The 14093-nt window shown below is 62.2% G+C and carries 15 protein-coding genes; 8 read left to right on the top strand and 7 right to left on the bottom strand.

The features are described from left to right. The first annotated feature begins 3 nt into the window (after window positions 1-3). From thrS to pheT, 6 genes are all read left to right on the top strand, one after another. Window positions 4-1908, top strand: coding sequence for a threonine--tRNA ligase (thrS, locus tag RAK07_RS08180; protein WP_305732346.1), 1905 nt, complete (start codon window positions 4-6; stop codon window positions 1906-1908). Window positions 1909-1942: 34 nt separating this feature from the next. Beyond that, complete coding sequence (infC, locus tag RAK07_RS08175; protein ID WP_305733492.1) at window positions 1943-2473, top strand: translation initiation factor IF-3; 531 nt, start codon at window positions 1943-1945, stop codon at window positions 2471-2473. Between the two features lie 30 nt (window positions 2474-2503). Beyond that, window positions 2504-2701 carry a 50S ribosomal protein L35 gene (gene rpmI, locus RAK07_RS08170; RefSeq protein ID WP_305732345.1) on the top strand — a complete coding sequence of 66 codons (198 nt, stop codon included), beginning with the start codon at window positions 2504-2506 and terminating at the stop codon, window positions 2699-2701. Window positions 2702-2783: 82 nt separating this feature from the next. After that, window positions 2784-3137, top strand: coding sequence for a 50S ribosomal protein L20 (gene rplT / locus RAK07_RS08165; protein WP_305732344.1), 354 nt, complete (start codon window positions 2784-2786; stop codon window positions 3135-3137). An 81-nt stretch (window positions 3138-3218) separates the two neighbouring features. Beyond that, the gene (pheS, locus tag RAK07_RS08160; protein ID WP_305732343.1) at window positions 3219-4253 is read left to right on the top strand and encodes a phenylalanine--tRNA ligase subunit alpha; all 1035 of its coding nucleotides are present in this window, start codon (window positions 3219-3221) and stop codon (window positions 4251-4253) included. Then, the gene (pheT, locus tag RAK07_RS08155; protein ID WP_305732342.1) at window positions 4250-6658 is read left to right on the top strand and encodes a phenylalanine--tRNA ligase subunit beta; all 2409 of its coding nucleotides are present in this window, start codon (window positions 4250-4252) and stop codon (window positions 6656-6658) included. The genes pheS and pheT overlap by 4 nt, the downstream gene beginning before the upstream one ends. A 100-nt stretch (window positions 6659-6758) precedes the next feature. On the opposite strand, the gene RAK07_RS08150 is transcribed toward pheT, so the two are convergent. Together RAK07_RS08150 and RAK07_RS08145 are read right to left on the bottom strand one after the other, a co-directional pair. Next, window positions 6759-7889 carry a PilZ-like domain-containing protein gene (locus RAK07_RS08150; RefSeq protein WP_305732341.1) on the bottom strand — a complete coding sequence of 377 codons (1131 nt, stop codon included), beginning with the start codon at window positions 7887-7889 and terminating at the stop codon, window positions 6759-6761. Then, window positions 7886-8086: a DUF1858 domain-containing protein gene (locus RAK07_RS08145; protein WP_305732340.1), complete on the bottom strand. Its 201-nt coding sequence runs from the start codon at window positions 8084-8086 to the stop codon at window positions 7886-7888. Before RAK07_RS08145 ends, RAK07_RS08150 begins: the two co-directional genes overlap by 4 nt. A gap of 185 nt (window positions 8087-8271) precedes the next feature. Between RAK07_RS08145 and ppnP the strand changes: the two genes are divergently transcribed. After that, on the top strand, window positions 8272-8586 hold the full coding sequence (gene ppnP, locus RAK07_RS08140; RefSeq protein ID WP_305732339.1) for a pyrimidine/purine nucleoside phosphorylase: 315 nt from the start codon (window positions 8272-8274) through the stop codon (window positions 8584-8586). A gap of 87 nt (window positions 8587-8673) precedes the next feature. Here ppnP and RAK07_RS08135 read toward each other — a convergent pair whose 3' ends face one another. Beyond that, on the bottom strand, window positions 8674-9114 hold the full coding sequence (locus RAK07_RS08135; protein WP_305732338.1) for a hypothetical protein: 441 nt from the start codon (window positions 9112-9114) through the stop codon (window positions 8674-8676). 193 nt (window positions 9115-9307) lie between these two features. Here RAK07_RS08135 and RAK07_RS08130 point away from each other — a divergent pair, with 193 nt between their 5' ends. Then, window positions 9308-9709 carry a secondary thiamine-phosphate synthase enzyme YjbQ gene (locus RAK07_RS08130; protein WP_305732337.1) on the top strand — a complete coding sequence of 134 codons (402 nt, stop codon included), beginning with the start codon at window positions 9308-9310 and terminating at the stop codon, window positions 9707-9709. 102 nt (window positions 9710-9811) lie between these two features. On the opposite strand, the gene metG is transcribed toward RAK07_RS08130, so the two are convergent. The 4 genes from metG to tmk are packed head-to-tail and all read right to left on the bottom strand — an operon-like array spanning window position 9812 to window position 14085. Next, the gene (gene metG, locus RAK07_RS08125) at window positions 9812-11338 is read right to left on the bottom strand and encodes a methionine--tRNA ligase (RefSeq protein WP_305732336.1); all 1527 of its coding nucleotides are present in this window, start codon (window positions 11336-11338) and stop codon (window positions 9812-9814) included. Between the two features lie 5 nt (window positions 11339-11343). Continuing rightward, a complete protein-coding gene (locus RAK07_RS08120; RefSeq protein WP_305732335.1) occupies window positions 11344-12429 on the bottom strand; it encodes a PSP1 domain-containing protein in 1086 nt (361 codons plus the stop codon). Window positions 12430-12454: 25 nt separating this feature from the next. Beyond that, on the bottom strand, window positions 12455-13444 hold the full coding sequence (gene holB / locus RAK07_RS08115) for a DNA polymerase III subunit delta' (RefSeq protein ID WP_305732334.1): 990 nt from the start codon (window positions 13442-13444) through the stop codon (window positions 12455-12457). Next, on the bottom strand, window positions 13441-14085 hold the full coding sequence (gene tmk / locus RAK07_RS08110) for a dTMP kinase (RefSeq protein WP_305732333.1): 645 nt from the start codon (window positions 14083-14085) through the stop codon (window positions 13441-13443). The genes holB and tmk overlap by 4 nt, the downstream gene beginning before the upstream one ends. Window positions 14086-14093: the final 8 nt, after the last annotated feature.

The following is a 14093-nucleotide window of genomic DNA, read 5'->3' as shown; positions in this document are numbered from 1 at the left end:
TGCATGATTCACGTAACCCTGCCTGACAATTCAACACGGGAGCTGAACGACGGCGCCACGGTGGCCGATCTGGCCGCAAGCATCGGTGCCGGTCTGGCCAAGGCGGCCATTGCCGGTCGTGTGAACGGCGAACTGGTTGATCTTGCCTCCCCCCTGGCCGACGGTGCCACGGTCGCCATCATCACCGAAAAAAGTCCGGAAGCGCTGGAGATCATCCGGCATTCCGCCTCTCACCTGATGGCCCAGGCGGTCAAGGAGCTGTTTCCCGCCGCCAAGGTTACCATCGGTCCGGCCATCGATAATGGCTTCTATTACGACTTCGATGTGGACACTCCCTTTACCCCTGATGATCTGGTGCGGATCGAGCAGCGTATGGCGGAGCTGGCGGCCCAGGGGCAGCCGGTGGAGCGTACGGTGGTATCGGCTGCCGAGGCCATCGCCTTCTTCGAGGGAATGGGGGAGCCGTACAAGAAGGAGCTGATTCAGGATATCGGTGCCGACGTCGTCTCCATCTACACCCAGGGCGGGTTCTCCGACCTCTGTCGTGGCCCCCACGTTCCTACCACCGCCAAGCTGAAGGCGTTCAAGCTGCTCTCCATTGCCGGCGCCTACTGGCGCGGTGACGAGAAGAACCGGATGCTGCAGCGTATCTACGGCACTGCCTTCGTTGACAAGAAAGAGCTCGATGCCTATCTGCACCGGCTGGAGGAGGCCAAACGCCGCGACCATCGCAAGCTGGGGCGGGAGCTGGACCTGTTTTCCTTCTCCGATGAAGTGGGCCCCGGTTTTGCCATCTGGCATCCCAAAGGGGCGCTTTTGCGTACCCTGCTGGAGGATTTCGAGCGCCGTGAGCACTTGAAGCGCGGCTACGACATCGTGGTGGGGCCCCAGATACTCAAGACCGAGCTGTGGCAGCGCTCCGGCCACTACGACAACTATCGCGAGAATATGTATTTCACCGAGGTGGATGAGCAGAGTTTCGGTGTCAAGCCGATGAACTGTCTCTCCCACATGATGATCTACAAGTCGCACCTGCGCAGCTACCGCGACCTGCCGCAGCGCTACTTCGAGCTGGGCACGGTACACCGTCACGAGCGTGCCGGCGTGCTGCACGGCCTGTTGCGGGTGCGCTGCTTCACCCAGGACGACGCCCATATCCTCTGCGCTCCGGACCAGCTGGATGCCGAGATCAAAGGGGTGCTCGGGTTCGTGGCCGACGTGATGGCGATTTTCGGTTTTGACTACGAGATGGAGCTGTCCACCCGTCCCGAGAAGTCCATCGGTAGCGACGAGGACTGGGAGCGGGCCACCGGCGCTCTGCTGGCGGCTCTGAAGGATACCGGTCGCCCCTTTGAGATCAACGAGGGAGACGGTGCCTTCTACGGTCCCAAGATCGATATCAAGCTGCGCGATTGTCTTGACAGGCGATGGCAGTGTGCTACTATCCAGTGCGATTTTACCCTGCCCGAACGGTTTGATCTGACCTATGTGGCCAGCAATGGCGAGCGCAAGCGTCCCGTCATGGTTCATCGGGTTATTCTCGGTTCCATTGAACGGTTCATCGGTGTCCTGATCGAGCATTTTGCCGGCAATTTCCCGTTGTGGCTCTCGCCCGTGCAGGCTGTCGTGCTGACCGTGACCGACAATCAGATTCCCTATGCCCAGGAAGTTTTCAAAAAGCTGCGGGCGGCTGGTGTCCGGGTTCAGGAAGACCTGCGCAACGAGAAGCTGAACTTCAAGATCCGTGAGGCGCAGCTGCAGAAGATCCCCTACATGCTGGTGATCGGCGACAAGGAAGTGGAGCAGGGTACCGTCACTCCCCGTTATCGTGACGGCAAGAACCTGCACCCCATGACGCCGGACCAGTTCATCGCGTTTGTTGAAACGGAAACCAAGCAGTACCGATAATAGATACCAAGCGTCCACAACGAGGAGGTCAGCCATAGCCGCCCCAAAACCTGCAACGGTGAATATCAACCACAGCATCCGCGCCCATGAGGTCCGGGTTGTCGCTGACGATGGCGAGCAGCTCGGCATTCTGACGCTCAGGGAGGCCCTGGAGGCTGCCGAAGCCCGCCAGTTGGACCTGGTTGAGGTTTCTCCGACGGCCCAGCCGCCGGTCTGTCGGATCATGGACTACGGCAAGTTCAAGTACCAACAGAGCAAAAAGCAGCAGGAGTCCAGGAAAAAGCAGGTGCAGGTGCAGGTCAAAGAGGTCAAGATCCGGCCCAAGACCGACGACCACGACCTGGACTTCAAGGTGAAGCATGTACGCCGCTTCCTGGAAGAGGGAAACAAGGCCAAGGTCACTCTGGTGTTCCGCGGTCGGGAAATAACCCACCAGGATATCGGTCGTGCGGTGATTGAACGCTTTGCCAGCGAGCTGGCCGATGTGGGGGTGGTGGAAGTCCAGCCCCGTGTTGATGGTCGTCAACTGTTCATGATCATCGCCCCGAAACCCAAAAAAGTCTGAACACAGCAATAGCGAGCAAAGGAGACAGCAATGCCCAAGATCAAGACCAACCGCGCTGCAGCCAAGCGCTTCAAGAAGACGGGAACCGGCAAGGTCAAGCGCGCCTGCGCCTTCACCAGCCACATCCTCACCAGCAAAACCCGCAAGCGCAAGCGCAACCTGCGTCATGGCGGTACGGTGGCAGCCGTTGATCAGAAGAATATCTGCGCACTGATTCCGTACCTGTAACCGGCGCTTTTGTGCGCCATCCCTGAACCGTGAGGAACGGCCCCTTGCGGATCGGGCAATTACCTAACAAAGGAGTACCAAGATGCCGAGAGCAAAAGGTGGATTCAAGACGCGGCAACGCCGCAACAAGGTTCTGAAGCTGGCCAAGGGCTATCGCGGTGCACGGAGCAAGCTGTTCCGCAGCGCCACCGAGGCGGTTGACCGGGCACTGAACTACGCATTTCGCGACCGTCGCGTCAAGAAACGTGATTTCCGGGCCCTCTGGATCATGCGGATCAATGCCGCATCCCGTTTGAACGGACTTTCCTACAGCAAGTTCATTTTCGGCCTGAAGAAGGCGAACGTCCAGATTGACCGCAAAGTGCTGGCCGATATCGCCATCAGCGACCCGAAGGGATTCTCGGAAATCTCCGCGTTGGCCAAGGCCCAGTTTTAAATCCGGCTGAGTCAGGAAAAAAGGAATGGGGGCTTGATCGCTCCCATTCCTTTTTTCCGTTTTACCATGAGGGATACCACTATGCGTGAACAGTTGGAGCACCTGCGGCAGCAGACGGTCCGGGCAATTCAGGCCACCGAGGGTGAAGAGGGACTGCACGAGATTCGCGTGCGCGTCCTGGGGCGCAAGGGAGAGCTGACCGGGCTGATGAAGGGGCTCGGCGCACTTTCTGCCGAAGAGCGTCCGCTCGTCGGGCAGATGGTGAACAGCGTCAAAGACGAGCTGGAACAGCTCCTGGAGCACGCCTTGGTTCGGGCGCGGGAGGCAGCAACCACCCACCGGCTGGCGGCGGAGCGGATTGACGTCACCCTGCCGGGACGTGGTGGGCGCCGGGGCAGCAAGCATCCGGTTACCCTGGTGATCGAGGAGATTTCTGAAATTTTTGCCGGTCTGGGGTTCTCCGTTGCCGAAGGGCCGGAGATCGAGCACGACTGGTACAACTTTGAAGCGCTCAACTTCCCACCGGAGCATCCGGCCCGGGACATGCAGGATACCTTCTTCGTCGAGAACGAGCTGCTGCTGCGTACCCATACCTCGCCGGTACAGATCCGCACCATGCTCAAGCAGAAGCCGCCCCTGCGGATTATCGCCCCCGGCACGGTCTACCGCTGCGACTCCGACGCCACCCATTCCCCCATGTTCCACCAGATCGAGGGGCTGATGGTGGATGCGAAGGTCTCCTTCGCCGACCTCAAGGGGATTCTGACCACCTTTACCAACCAGTTGTTCGGTCAGACCACCGGCGTGCGGTTGCGTCCCAGCTTTTTTCCCTTCACCGAACCGTCGGCCGAGGTGGACATCGCCTGCGTGATCTGCGGCGGCAGCGGTTGCCGGGTCTGCAAGCAGAGCGGCTGGCTGGAGATTCTGGGGGCGGGAATGGTGGACCCGGAGGTGTTTCGTCATGTCGGCTACGATCCCGAGCAGATTTCCGGCTTTGCTTTCGGCATGGGGATCGAGCGGATCGCCATGTTGAAGTACGGCATCAGCGACATGCGCCTTTTGTTTGAAAACGACGTCCGCTTCCTCACACAGTTCCAGGGTGGTGCCACGACATGAAAGTTACCTATAACTGGCTGAAAGAGTTCGTTGATTTTGACCTTGCTCCCGTCGAACTGGCTGACCTGCTGACCATGCTGGGGTTGGAGGTGGAGGGCATGGAGCATCTGGGCGGCGGCCTGGATGAGGTGGTGGTGGCGCGGGTGATTGAAAAGGCCCAGCACCCCAACGCCGACAAGCTTTCACTCTGCAAAATCGACGCCGGTGACGGTGAGCTGCTCTCCGTGGTCTGCGGTGCCCAGAACTTCTCCCAGGGTGCCACGGTGGCCCTGGCCCGCATCGGCGCCGTGCTGCCGGGGGAGTTCAAGATCAAGCGTTCGAAGATCCGCGGTGAAGAGTCCTTTGGCATGCTCTGCTCCGAAAAGGAGTTGGGCCTTGCCGAGGAGAGCGACGGCATCATGCTGCTGTCGGACGAACTGTCCCTGGGCCAGCCGGTGTTCGAGGCGCTGAAGCTGAAGGATACGGTTTTCGAGATCGGCCTTACTCCCAACCGTGCCGACTGTCTGAGTGTCATCGGCATTGCCCGGGAGATCGCCGCAAAGCTGGGGCGCAAGGTGAAGTACCCCGTGGTGACGCCGCCGGAAGACGGCGAACCGGTACACTCCAAGATCAAGGTAACCATCCAGGACTCCACCGGTTGCCCCCGCTACGCTGCCCGTTACCTGACCGGCTGCACCATCGGTCCCTCGCCGGCCTGGCTGGTGAACCGGCTGCAGGCGGTGGGGGTCCGCTCCATCAACAATGCGGTGGATGTGACCAACCTGGTGATGCTGGAGATGGGGCAGCCGCTGCACGCCTTCGACCATGCCCGGGTCGGCGGCGGTCAGATCGTCGTGCGGCGTGCCGAGGAGGGGGAAGTCTTCGTTACCCTGGACAACCAGGAGCGTAAACTGACCGCCGATGACCTGGTGATCTGCGACCGGGATAAACCGGTTGCTCTTGCCGGCGTCATGGGGGGGCTCAACTCCGAAATTTCCAATAGCACCACCGACATCCTGCTGGAGAGTGCTTTTTTCAGTCCGCCGGTAATCCGCAAGACCGCCAAGCGTCTGGGGCTGCACACCGAGTCGTCCCACCGCTTCGAACGTGGCGTGGACTTCGAAGGGGTGCCCCGGGCCCTCGACCGTGCCGCCGTGCTGATCGCCCACCTGACCGGTGGCAGGATGGCCAACGGCCAAGTGGATGCCTGCCCGGCTCCCCGCAAGCCGGTCACGATTACCTTCCGCCCCGAACGGGCCAACGAACTGCTGGGGCTGAACCTGTCCAGCGACCGGATGGCCGACCTGTTCAGGAGTCTGGAATTCAACGTCATTCCCACGGCCAACGGCAGCTTTCAGGTCTGCGTTCCCAGCTTCCGGGTGGATATCGAGCGGGAAATCGATCTGATCGAGGAAATTTGCCGCCTGAACGGCTTCGACCAGGTGCCGGCCACCCTGCCGGTGGCCCAGGTGGTGTCGGAGCGTCCCTCCCCGCACCAGACCCTGCAGCGCCAGGTGCGGGACTGCCTGGTGGCGGCGGGCATGAACGAGATCGTCACCTTCAGCTTCATCGGCCCGGAGGCGGCGGACCGCTTGCTGCTCCCCGCCGACGATCCCCGGCGCAACAGCCTTGCGCTGTGCAACCCACTGGCCCAGGAGCAGTCGGTCATGCGTACCACCCTCCTACCCGGCCTGCTGGAGACTGCCGCCCGTAACCTTAACTTCAGAAACCTGGACCTCCGCCTGTTCGAGCTGCGGCGGATCTACCTGCCGGAAGCCGGCGCGGAGATGCCCCGGGAGCCGCTCTGCTGCGCCGGCCTGCTCAGCGGTGCCCGAGACGAGGCCCGCTGGTGCCACGATGCGCAAGCGGTGGATTTTTTTGACGCCAAGGGGATCGTTGAGTCGATTCTGGGACTGGCCCGCATCAATGGAGTACGTTGGTCGGCGGAACAGCCGGAGCCGTTCCATCACCCCGGCAAATCGGCCCGTTTCTGTGTCGGCGACGTACAACTGGGCACTGTCGGTGAAATCCATCCGGTAACGCTGCAGCACTACGGCATCGACTATCCGGTCTACGGCTTTGAAATCAATTTTGAAGCGCTGGTCCGGTTGGCTGGCGGCCAGCGTGCAATCCTGCCCCCGTCGCGCTACCCGGACAGCGTGCGCGACCTGGCACTGCTGATGGAGCGGGAGCGGCCGGTGGCAGATCTTCTGGATTGCGTACAGGCGTTGCGTATCAAAGAGCTTGAAGAGGTGGGCATTTTCGACCTGTACCAGGGAGAACGGATACCGGCGGAGAGCAAGAGCGTGGCTCTGCGCCTGCGCTACCGCTCCAGCGAGCGGACCCTCACCGACGACGAGGTGCAGAAGCTGCACCAGAAGGTGATCGATGCTGCTACCCGCAACCTGGGTGCCACCATCCGCTAGAAAACGCGAAAGACCGCAGACGAGAGCCGACGGGGGACACCGCAAGAGCGTGCGGTGTCCCCCGTCGTTGTGTTGCCTCCGGTACTATGCTTTCAGGGGGTCAGGGGGCTTCGTTGCTTCTGCCGATTTTCTTCAGGTATTCCATGAAGCCCTTCTCAAAGATCAGCTCGATCTCGTTCTTCGGACGGTGTTTGGTGTAGTTGGAGAAATAGACCACGATGCCTGTCAGCAGCACCAGGGCGATGACGCCGACGATCACCTGCTTGAGACGCAGCAAGCGGAGCACGGCGGGGTCCATTGGCTGTTCCGCACCGGCACGGTCCCGGAAGAGGTACTGTTCCCGCATCATGCGAATCCGCTTCAACTGGACTGTTGAAATGTAGGTGACCAGCGTGTCCCGCTCCCGCTCGTCGATCCAGAGGAACTGGAAGGCGGTGTTGTAGCTGGGACGGTTCATCTGCTTGGCAGCTGCCTGATTTTCCCGTGAAAATACCACCTTGCAGACGGCATCAATGATCTTGGGACGTGGTTCGGCGGGAAGGAAAATCTCCACCGGCACCAGGTCTCCCTCGGCAAACTGGTGGTGCAGCAGGATACGGATACCGCCGCCGCTGATATTCGCTGCCAGCGGGATAACATCGTCCCAACTGTGATCAACGCCGTCATCTTCTTCAAGGCCGGTTTCGGCATCCTCGTCGCTGGTGCGTAGCGCATCGGCGGTCAGTTCCTCTTCCGGCTGCTCCTCGTGCCGTACTTCCCGCAGTCGCTCCCACGGTTTCTTTTCCCGTTGCTGCTGTTCCCGTTCTGCCTCAATACGGGCCTCGCGTTTTTCTTTCCAGGCGGTTTTCAGAACTGACTCGTTCTTTTCACTGGTAATGAAGTAGCGGATCGGCAGGAAGGCGTCGATGCGGTAGAATTCCCTCAGCTCATTGGAAACGATTTCGCCGATCAGGCGCAGGATGATCTCGCGGCGTACCCCCTCGGTCACGATGATGCCGCGGCAGGAGTAGCCCGAATCACCGGTGCCGACGCGGATATCCAGGATCAGGCCGGTGGAGAGTTTGACGCCGTTGGGCAGCTCGTCCCGTGATAGCTGCAGGCTGACCAGATCCTCGTCGATGCTGCTGATCACGGCCCAGTCGTTGAAGGTCTCGCCCTGGGGCACCGGAATGGCGACGTTAACTTTCTTGCCCGGCGGGAAATGTTGCCGATAGGTCAGGTAGTCACTCATGCCGCTGCGTCGGCTACCCTGTTCAACTCTTCGAGCAGGGTTTCAACGGAGAGGTTGTGGATGCCGGCACCGTGCTCCAGAGTTTCCAGATCGGCGATCTGGCACTCCAGGCATTCGAGTCGGTGACGGGAAAAGACCTGGATGGTGGCGGGATGTTGCCGGATGATCTCGCCGATTTTCATATCTTTGGTAATCATGGGTCACTCCCGAAAAGTAGATACCCGGTATTACAATGTCTGCGGCGAGCGCTGTCAACTGAAAACTGACCGATGTTCCGTTGGTCTTGCCGTTTTGCCTGACGCCGGCAGCGAGGTTTTTGCGGGACGAACACCACGGCCTGTGGTAGGATGCCGCTCCACCACCCTGAAAGGAGAGCTGAACCATGTCGGAATTTACCAATGTCACGGTCGTGCGTGAGGCAAATATTTACTTCGGCGGCGCGGTTGCCAGCCATACCGTCGTGTTTGCCGATGGCAGTAAAAAGACCCTGGGAGTGATGCAGCCGGGGGAATACACCTTCAATACCGGCGCCGCCGAACTGATGGAGATTCTGTCGGGTGAGCTGGACCTGCAACTGGCCGGAGAAACCGGCTGGCGCCCCATTGCGGGGGGACAATCCTTCGAGGTGCCGGCCAATTCCTCCTTTACCATGAAGGTAAAGACGGTCTCCGACTACTGTTGCTCGTTCCTGGCCTGATCCCTCAGGTCGCGCCGGACCCGGAAGGGCGGCGACCGTGATGCGGCCCGCCCTTTTATCAGCAGAGAAGACTGTGCTGCGCGGAGCTCAGCGCAGCCCCAGGCGACTGAACAGCAGTCCCAGGTACTTGTTGAGCGGATTGTCGCGGGAGAGAAAGGGAAACACGGAGGGCTTGCGCGTGCCGATTTCCTCAAGCAGACGAGCAATCGCCGGGGTGCCCCCCAGACTCATCCCCTGGCGCAGCGCCTGCAGTGCTTCCTCTCGACGTGCGGCCACCAGGTGGAGCTGGGCCAGGTAGAAGTAGTGCTGGGGGTAGTCCGGTTCTCGCGCGATAGCTGTTGTGCAGAGTTCAAGTCCCCTGGTCAGATGGCCGCGCTCCTTGGCCATGCTGTAGCCGTACAAGGAATACCAGTGCGCGTCGTCGCGCAGCTTCAGCCCCTTTTCCACCGCAGCCAGCGCGGCCAGCACCTGTCCCGCATCCATTGCCCGCTGCGCCCGCTTAAACTCTTTTTCCGCACCGTCACCCATGCATGACCTCCCGGTAGCGCGTTCAAGGAAGCTTCTTCCCTGGTTCGGCTATCGGCCGATAACCATTCGATTTTCCCGAAATATAGGCAGGGAACTGTGGTATGTAAATACAAAAGGTGGGAAGACCTGCCGTGTACTCGCCTGCGGCAGGCTCTGCACACCGGCGTTCATGAAACAACAGGGAGAGCAGGCCATGACAGAAACCGCGGAAATCAGCGTATCCACTCAGCGGCGCAGCCAATTTGTCGCGATTGCCGAGAAGATCACCGGGCTTGTCGCACAGGAAGGCTGGCAGAACGGTATTCTGACGCTCTTCGTGCCGCACACCACCGCGGGGATTACCATCAACGAAAACGCCGATCCCGACGTGGCGCGGGACATGGTATGGTTCAGCGACGAACTGGTGCCGCAGAGCAGCCGGTTCCGGCATGGCGAAGGGAATTCCGATGCCCATATCAAGGCCAGCCTCTACGGCTCGTCGGTCCAGGTGATCGTCAGAAACGGCAGGCTGTGGCTGGGAACCTGGCAGGGAGTCTACTTCTGCGAGTTCGACGGCCCGCGGGAACGGAAGGTGTTCGTGGCGTTCACGTCGTAAGCCAATGCAGGTGAAGCGGGCCTGACGGACCGCTTGACGCAGAGCACTGTAGTCTTGAAAGACAACGGGGGGACGGGCAACCGTCTCCCCCGTTGTTGTCGGTTATTCCGCCTTTTCTATCCTTGGGAACAGCGCCTCGGCCTTGGCGATCCTCGTGCCGGGTGTCAGCTTGCCCCAGACCAGGTCCGTTTCAACCGGCAGCTCGCTGATGCCCAGCACGTTCAGCGCCTTGCGGGAGGTCTCCGGCATGAAGGGAGCCAGCAGGCAGTGCACCATCCGCTGGGTCTCCAGCAGGCAGTACATCACCGTGGCCAGTCGCTCGCGGTTGGCCGCGTCCTTGGCCAGGGACCAGGGGGTGGTCTCGTCGATATACTTGTTGCCGGTGGAGACCACGTCCCAGATGGCCTGCAGCGCCTTGCTGAAGGCCAGGTCCTCCATGCAGGCGTCCACGGCGGCCGCCATGGCTTCGGCCTTTGCTTTCAGTGCGGTATCCAGGGCGGCCAGCTCTCCCGGTGCCTGCAGAATGCCGTCGAAATACTTGGTCAGCATGGCGGTGGAGCGGGAGAGCAGGTTCCCCAGGTCGTTGGCCAGGTCGGAGTTGATCCGGTTCACCAGGGAAGCGTGGGAGAAGTCGCCGTCCAGGCCGAACGGAACCTCCCGCAGCAGGAAGTAGCGGACCACATCCACGCCGTACTTGTCGATCAGCATGTTGGGTTCCACCACGTTCTGCAGGCTCTTGCTCATCTTCTGACCTTCCACGGTCCACCAACCGTGGGCGTAGACCTTCTTGGGCAGCGGCAGGCCGGCAGCCATCAGGAAGGTGGGCCAGTAAACCGAGTGGAAGCGCAGGATATCCTTGCCGATCAGATGCACATCCACCGGCCAGTATCTGCCGAAGGTGCCGCTTTGCTCGGGATAGCCCAGGGCGGTGATGTAGTTGGTCAGGGCGTCGAACCAGACGTAGATGACGTGGCGCTCGTTGCCCGGTACCGGAATGCCCCAGGAGAACGAGGTGCGGGAAACGGAAAGGTCCCGCAGCCCTTCTCGTATGAAGGCGATGATCTCGTTACGCTTGCTCTTGGGCTGGATGAACTCCGGATTGGCCTCGATGTGGGCCATCAGTTGCTCGCCGTAGGCGCTCATTCTGAAAAAGTAGGACTCTTCCTTCAGCCGCTCCACCGGGCGGTTGCAGTCCGGGCACTTGCCGTCGGTGATCTGGGTTTCGGTCCAGAAGGTCTCGCAGGGGGTGCAGTACCAGTCCTCGTACTCACCCAGGTAGATATCCCCCTGTTCCATCAGTTGCCTGAAGATATGGGCAACCCCCTGCTTGTGGCGCTCCTGGGTGGTGCGGATGAAGTCGGTATGGGAGATGCCCAGTTTTTCCCAGAGGGCCTGGAACCGCTTCACCACCCGGTCGGCCAGCTCCAGCGGGGTTTCCCCGGCAGCCAGGGCTGCCTTTTCCACCTTCTGGCCATGCTCGTCGGAGCCGGTCAGAAAAAAGACCTCGAACCCTTTCAGCCGCTTGTAGCGGGCCAGCACGTCGGCCGCCACCGTGGTGTAGGCGTGGCCGATATGGGGGACGTCATTGACGTAGTATATGGGGGTGGTGACGTAAAATGCCGGTTTCATGGGGTTCACTCCTGGGACGGCGGTGCGTCCGGTTTCTGGTCGCGGTTTTTGCGGTTGCCGTGGCGACGGTTGCGTTTCCGGCGCTTGGCTTTTTCCTCTCCCTTGGCTGCCGGGTCGGCGTTGGCTTCCGGCGCCGGCGGGGCTGTCGCAGGAGCCGGTTCGGGACGGGGCGCCTGCTGTTGGGCCAGTGCCTGCTGGGGACGGGGACGTTTCTGCTGCTGCTCCCGGCGGGGGTGCTGGGCTCCTCCCCCCGCGGGTGCCGTCGGCTCCGGCTGAGGCGGCAGCAGAGGACTGTTCTCGTCCAGCAGCTCCGTTACCCGCACCGCCACCTGCTTGCCGTCACCCTGACGCAGGATCAGTTCGCCGGTGAGCAGGTTGAGCTTTTCCACGGTGCCGCCCGTCTGGGCCGTGCGCACATGCTTGCCGCACTTGGGGAAGTTCTTGCGCAGCGAACAGTAGGTTTCGTACTCGTAATCCAGGCAGCAGAGCAGCCTGCCGCACTGGCCGGAAATCTTGTTGGGGTTGAGCGCCAGGTTCTGTTCCTTGGCCATCTTGACCGACACCGGTTGAAAATCCCGCAGGAACGAGGCGCAGCAGAGTTCCCGGCCGCAGACCCCCAGGCCGCCCACCATCTTGGCCTCGTCCCGTACGCCGATCTGGCGCATCTCGATCCGGGTGTGGAAGGTGTGGGCCAGGTCCTTCACCAGCTCCCGGAAATCGATCCGGCCATCGGCGGTGAAGTAGAAGATCGCCTTGCTGCCGTCGAAGAGGTACTCCACCCGCACCAGCTTCATATCCAGGCCACGCTCCTTGATCCGGCGGATGCAGAAGTCGCGGGCCTCCTTTTCCCGGCGGGCATGGTGCTGCAGGGTGCGGTCATCCTCCGGCCCCAGCAATCGCCTGACCTGGGCCAGCGGCGTGGTGACCTGTTCTTCCGGCACCTCCTTCGGAGTGGTGACCACCGTGCCCAGGCCGCTGCCCCGCTCAGTCTCCACCACCACCCGGTCACCCGGCTTCAGTTCCAGCGTGCCGGCGTTGAAATCGTACAGCTTGCCGGCCGGGGTGAATTGTATGGCTACTACACGTATCAATCGGGGCTCCTTGTACAAACGGCGTTCAATGTATTCTCAAACCGGCGTAGCGCAGTAGAAAACGCTCCAGGGCCAGCTTGGCGTTGATGTTCCCCTGGACTGCCCGGCGGGTGTCCAGGGCCAGTTCCAGCAGCTCCATCAACCGCGCCGGGGCGAAGCGGATCGCTTCCGCGGCCAGTTCTTCACAGAGTTGCCGGTTCAGAATATCGCCGGGTCCGGCGCTGCGCAGCAGCACCATGTCGCGCAGCAGCGAGATCAGCAGGTCGAAGCGGGCGGTGGTCTCATCGCGGTTTCCGGCCTGCTCCTCGGCGGCATCGAAGATCGTGGCGATGCGGGACAGGTCGGCCGCGGCCAGCATCTGCAGCAGTTCCCGGCGCTGACGACTGTCCTCCTCGCCGTCCAGCTCCCGGGCCCGTTCCAGGCTTCCCTGGGCCAGGGGGGCCAGACCGGCGGCCTGCTCCGGTGTCATCCCCTGGCGCTCCAGCAGCAGGGCCAGGGTTCCCTCGTCCAGGGGGCTGAAACGAACCTGCTGGCAGCGGGAGCGGACCGTGGAGAGCAAGAGGTCGCTCTGCTGGCTGATCAGGATCAGCACCGCGTGGCCGGGCGGCTCCTCCAGGGTTTTCAGCAGGGCGTTGGCGGCCCCCGCGGTCATCCGTTCCGCCGGATCGATCAGGCAGGCCTTGCGCGACGCCTCGAAGGGGCGCAGCGACAGCACCTGTTGCAGCTCCCGCACCTGGTCGATGGAGATGTCCCGCTTGTCCGGCAGCGGCTCCAGCAGGTGCAGGTCGGGATGGTTCCCCGCCGCCAGCTTGCGGCAGGAGGGGCAGCTCCCGCAGGCATCGTCGTCAAGCGGACTGGTGCAGAACAGCCGGCCGATCAGGGCCAGGGCCGTGGCGCGGCGGCCGCAGCCGGCCGGGCCGTCGAACAGGTAGGCGTGGGCCACCCGCTGGGCAGCCACGGAGCGCTGCAGGGCGTCAATCACCCGCTCCTGACCGAGGATAGTGGAGAACTTCATACGGCAGAACGCTGCAGGCGTCCGGTGACGATGGCAGCGACGGCAACGGCGATCTCCGCCGGCGCACCTTCCGCCGGCACCACCGCGAAACGCTCCGGCTCCTCCGCAGCCAGCCGCAGGTACCCCTCCCGCACCCGTTGGTGAAAGGAAAGGGCCTCCAGCTCGAACCGCTCTTCCCGGGGGCCGGAGCCGGCCGCTTCGATCCGGCTGCGGGCCCGCTCCAGGCCGGTGGCAGTGTCGCAGTCCAGAAGCAGGGTCAGGTCGGGGGCTAGGCCGTCGCAGGCCAGCTGGTTCAGCTGTTCCACGGTTTCCCGCGGCAGTCCCCGGCCAAAGGCCTGGTAGGCGCGGGTGGCGTCGCTGAACCGGTCGCAGAGCACGATGGCACCCGCCGCCAGGGCGGGACGCACCACCTCGGCCAGGTGCTGGGCCCGGGCCGCAGCGTAGAGCATCAGTTCGGTCATCGCGACCATGGCCCGGTTTTCCGCATCCAGCAGCACGGCGCGGATCCGGTCCGCCACCGGGCAGCCACCGGGCTCACGGGTCAGCAGCACCGTGGCGCCGCCGGCCCGCAGGGTGTCGGCCAAAAGCCGGATCTGGGTGCTTTTGCCGCTGCCTTCTATGCCTTCAAAGGTAATAAACATACCATTCC

This window comes from Trichlorobacter ammonificans, from assembly GCF_933509905.1.
GTDB classification, from domain to species: Bacteria; Desulfobacterota; Desulfuromonadia; order Geobacterales; family Pseudopelobacteraceae; genus Trichlorobacter; species Trichlorobacter ammonificans.
The sequence above is the reverse complement of the archived record's forward strand: the minus strand, read 5'-3'. Positions and strand labels throughout refer to the sequence as shown.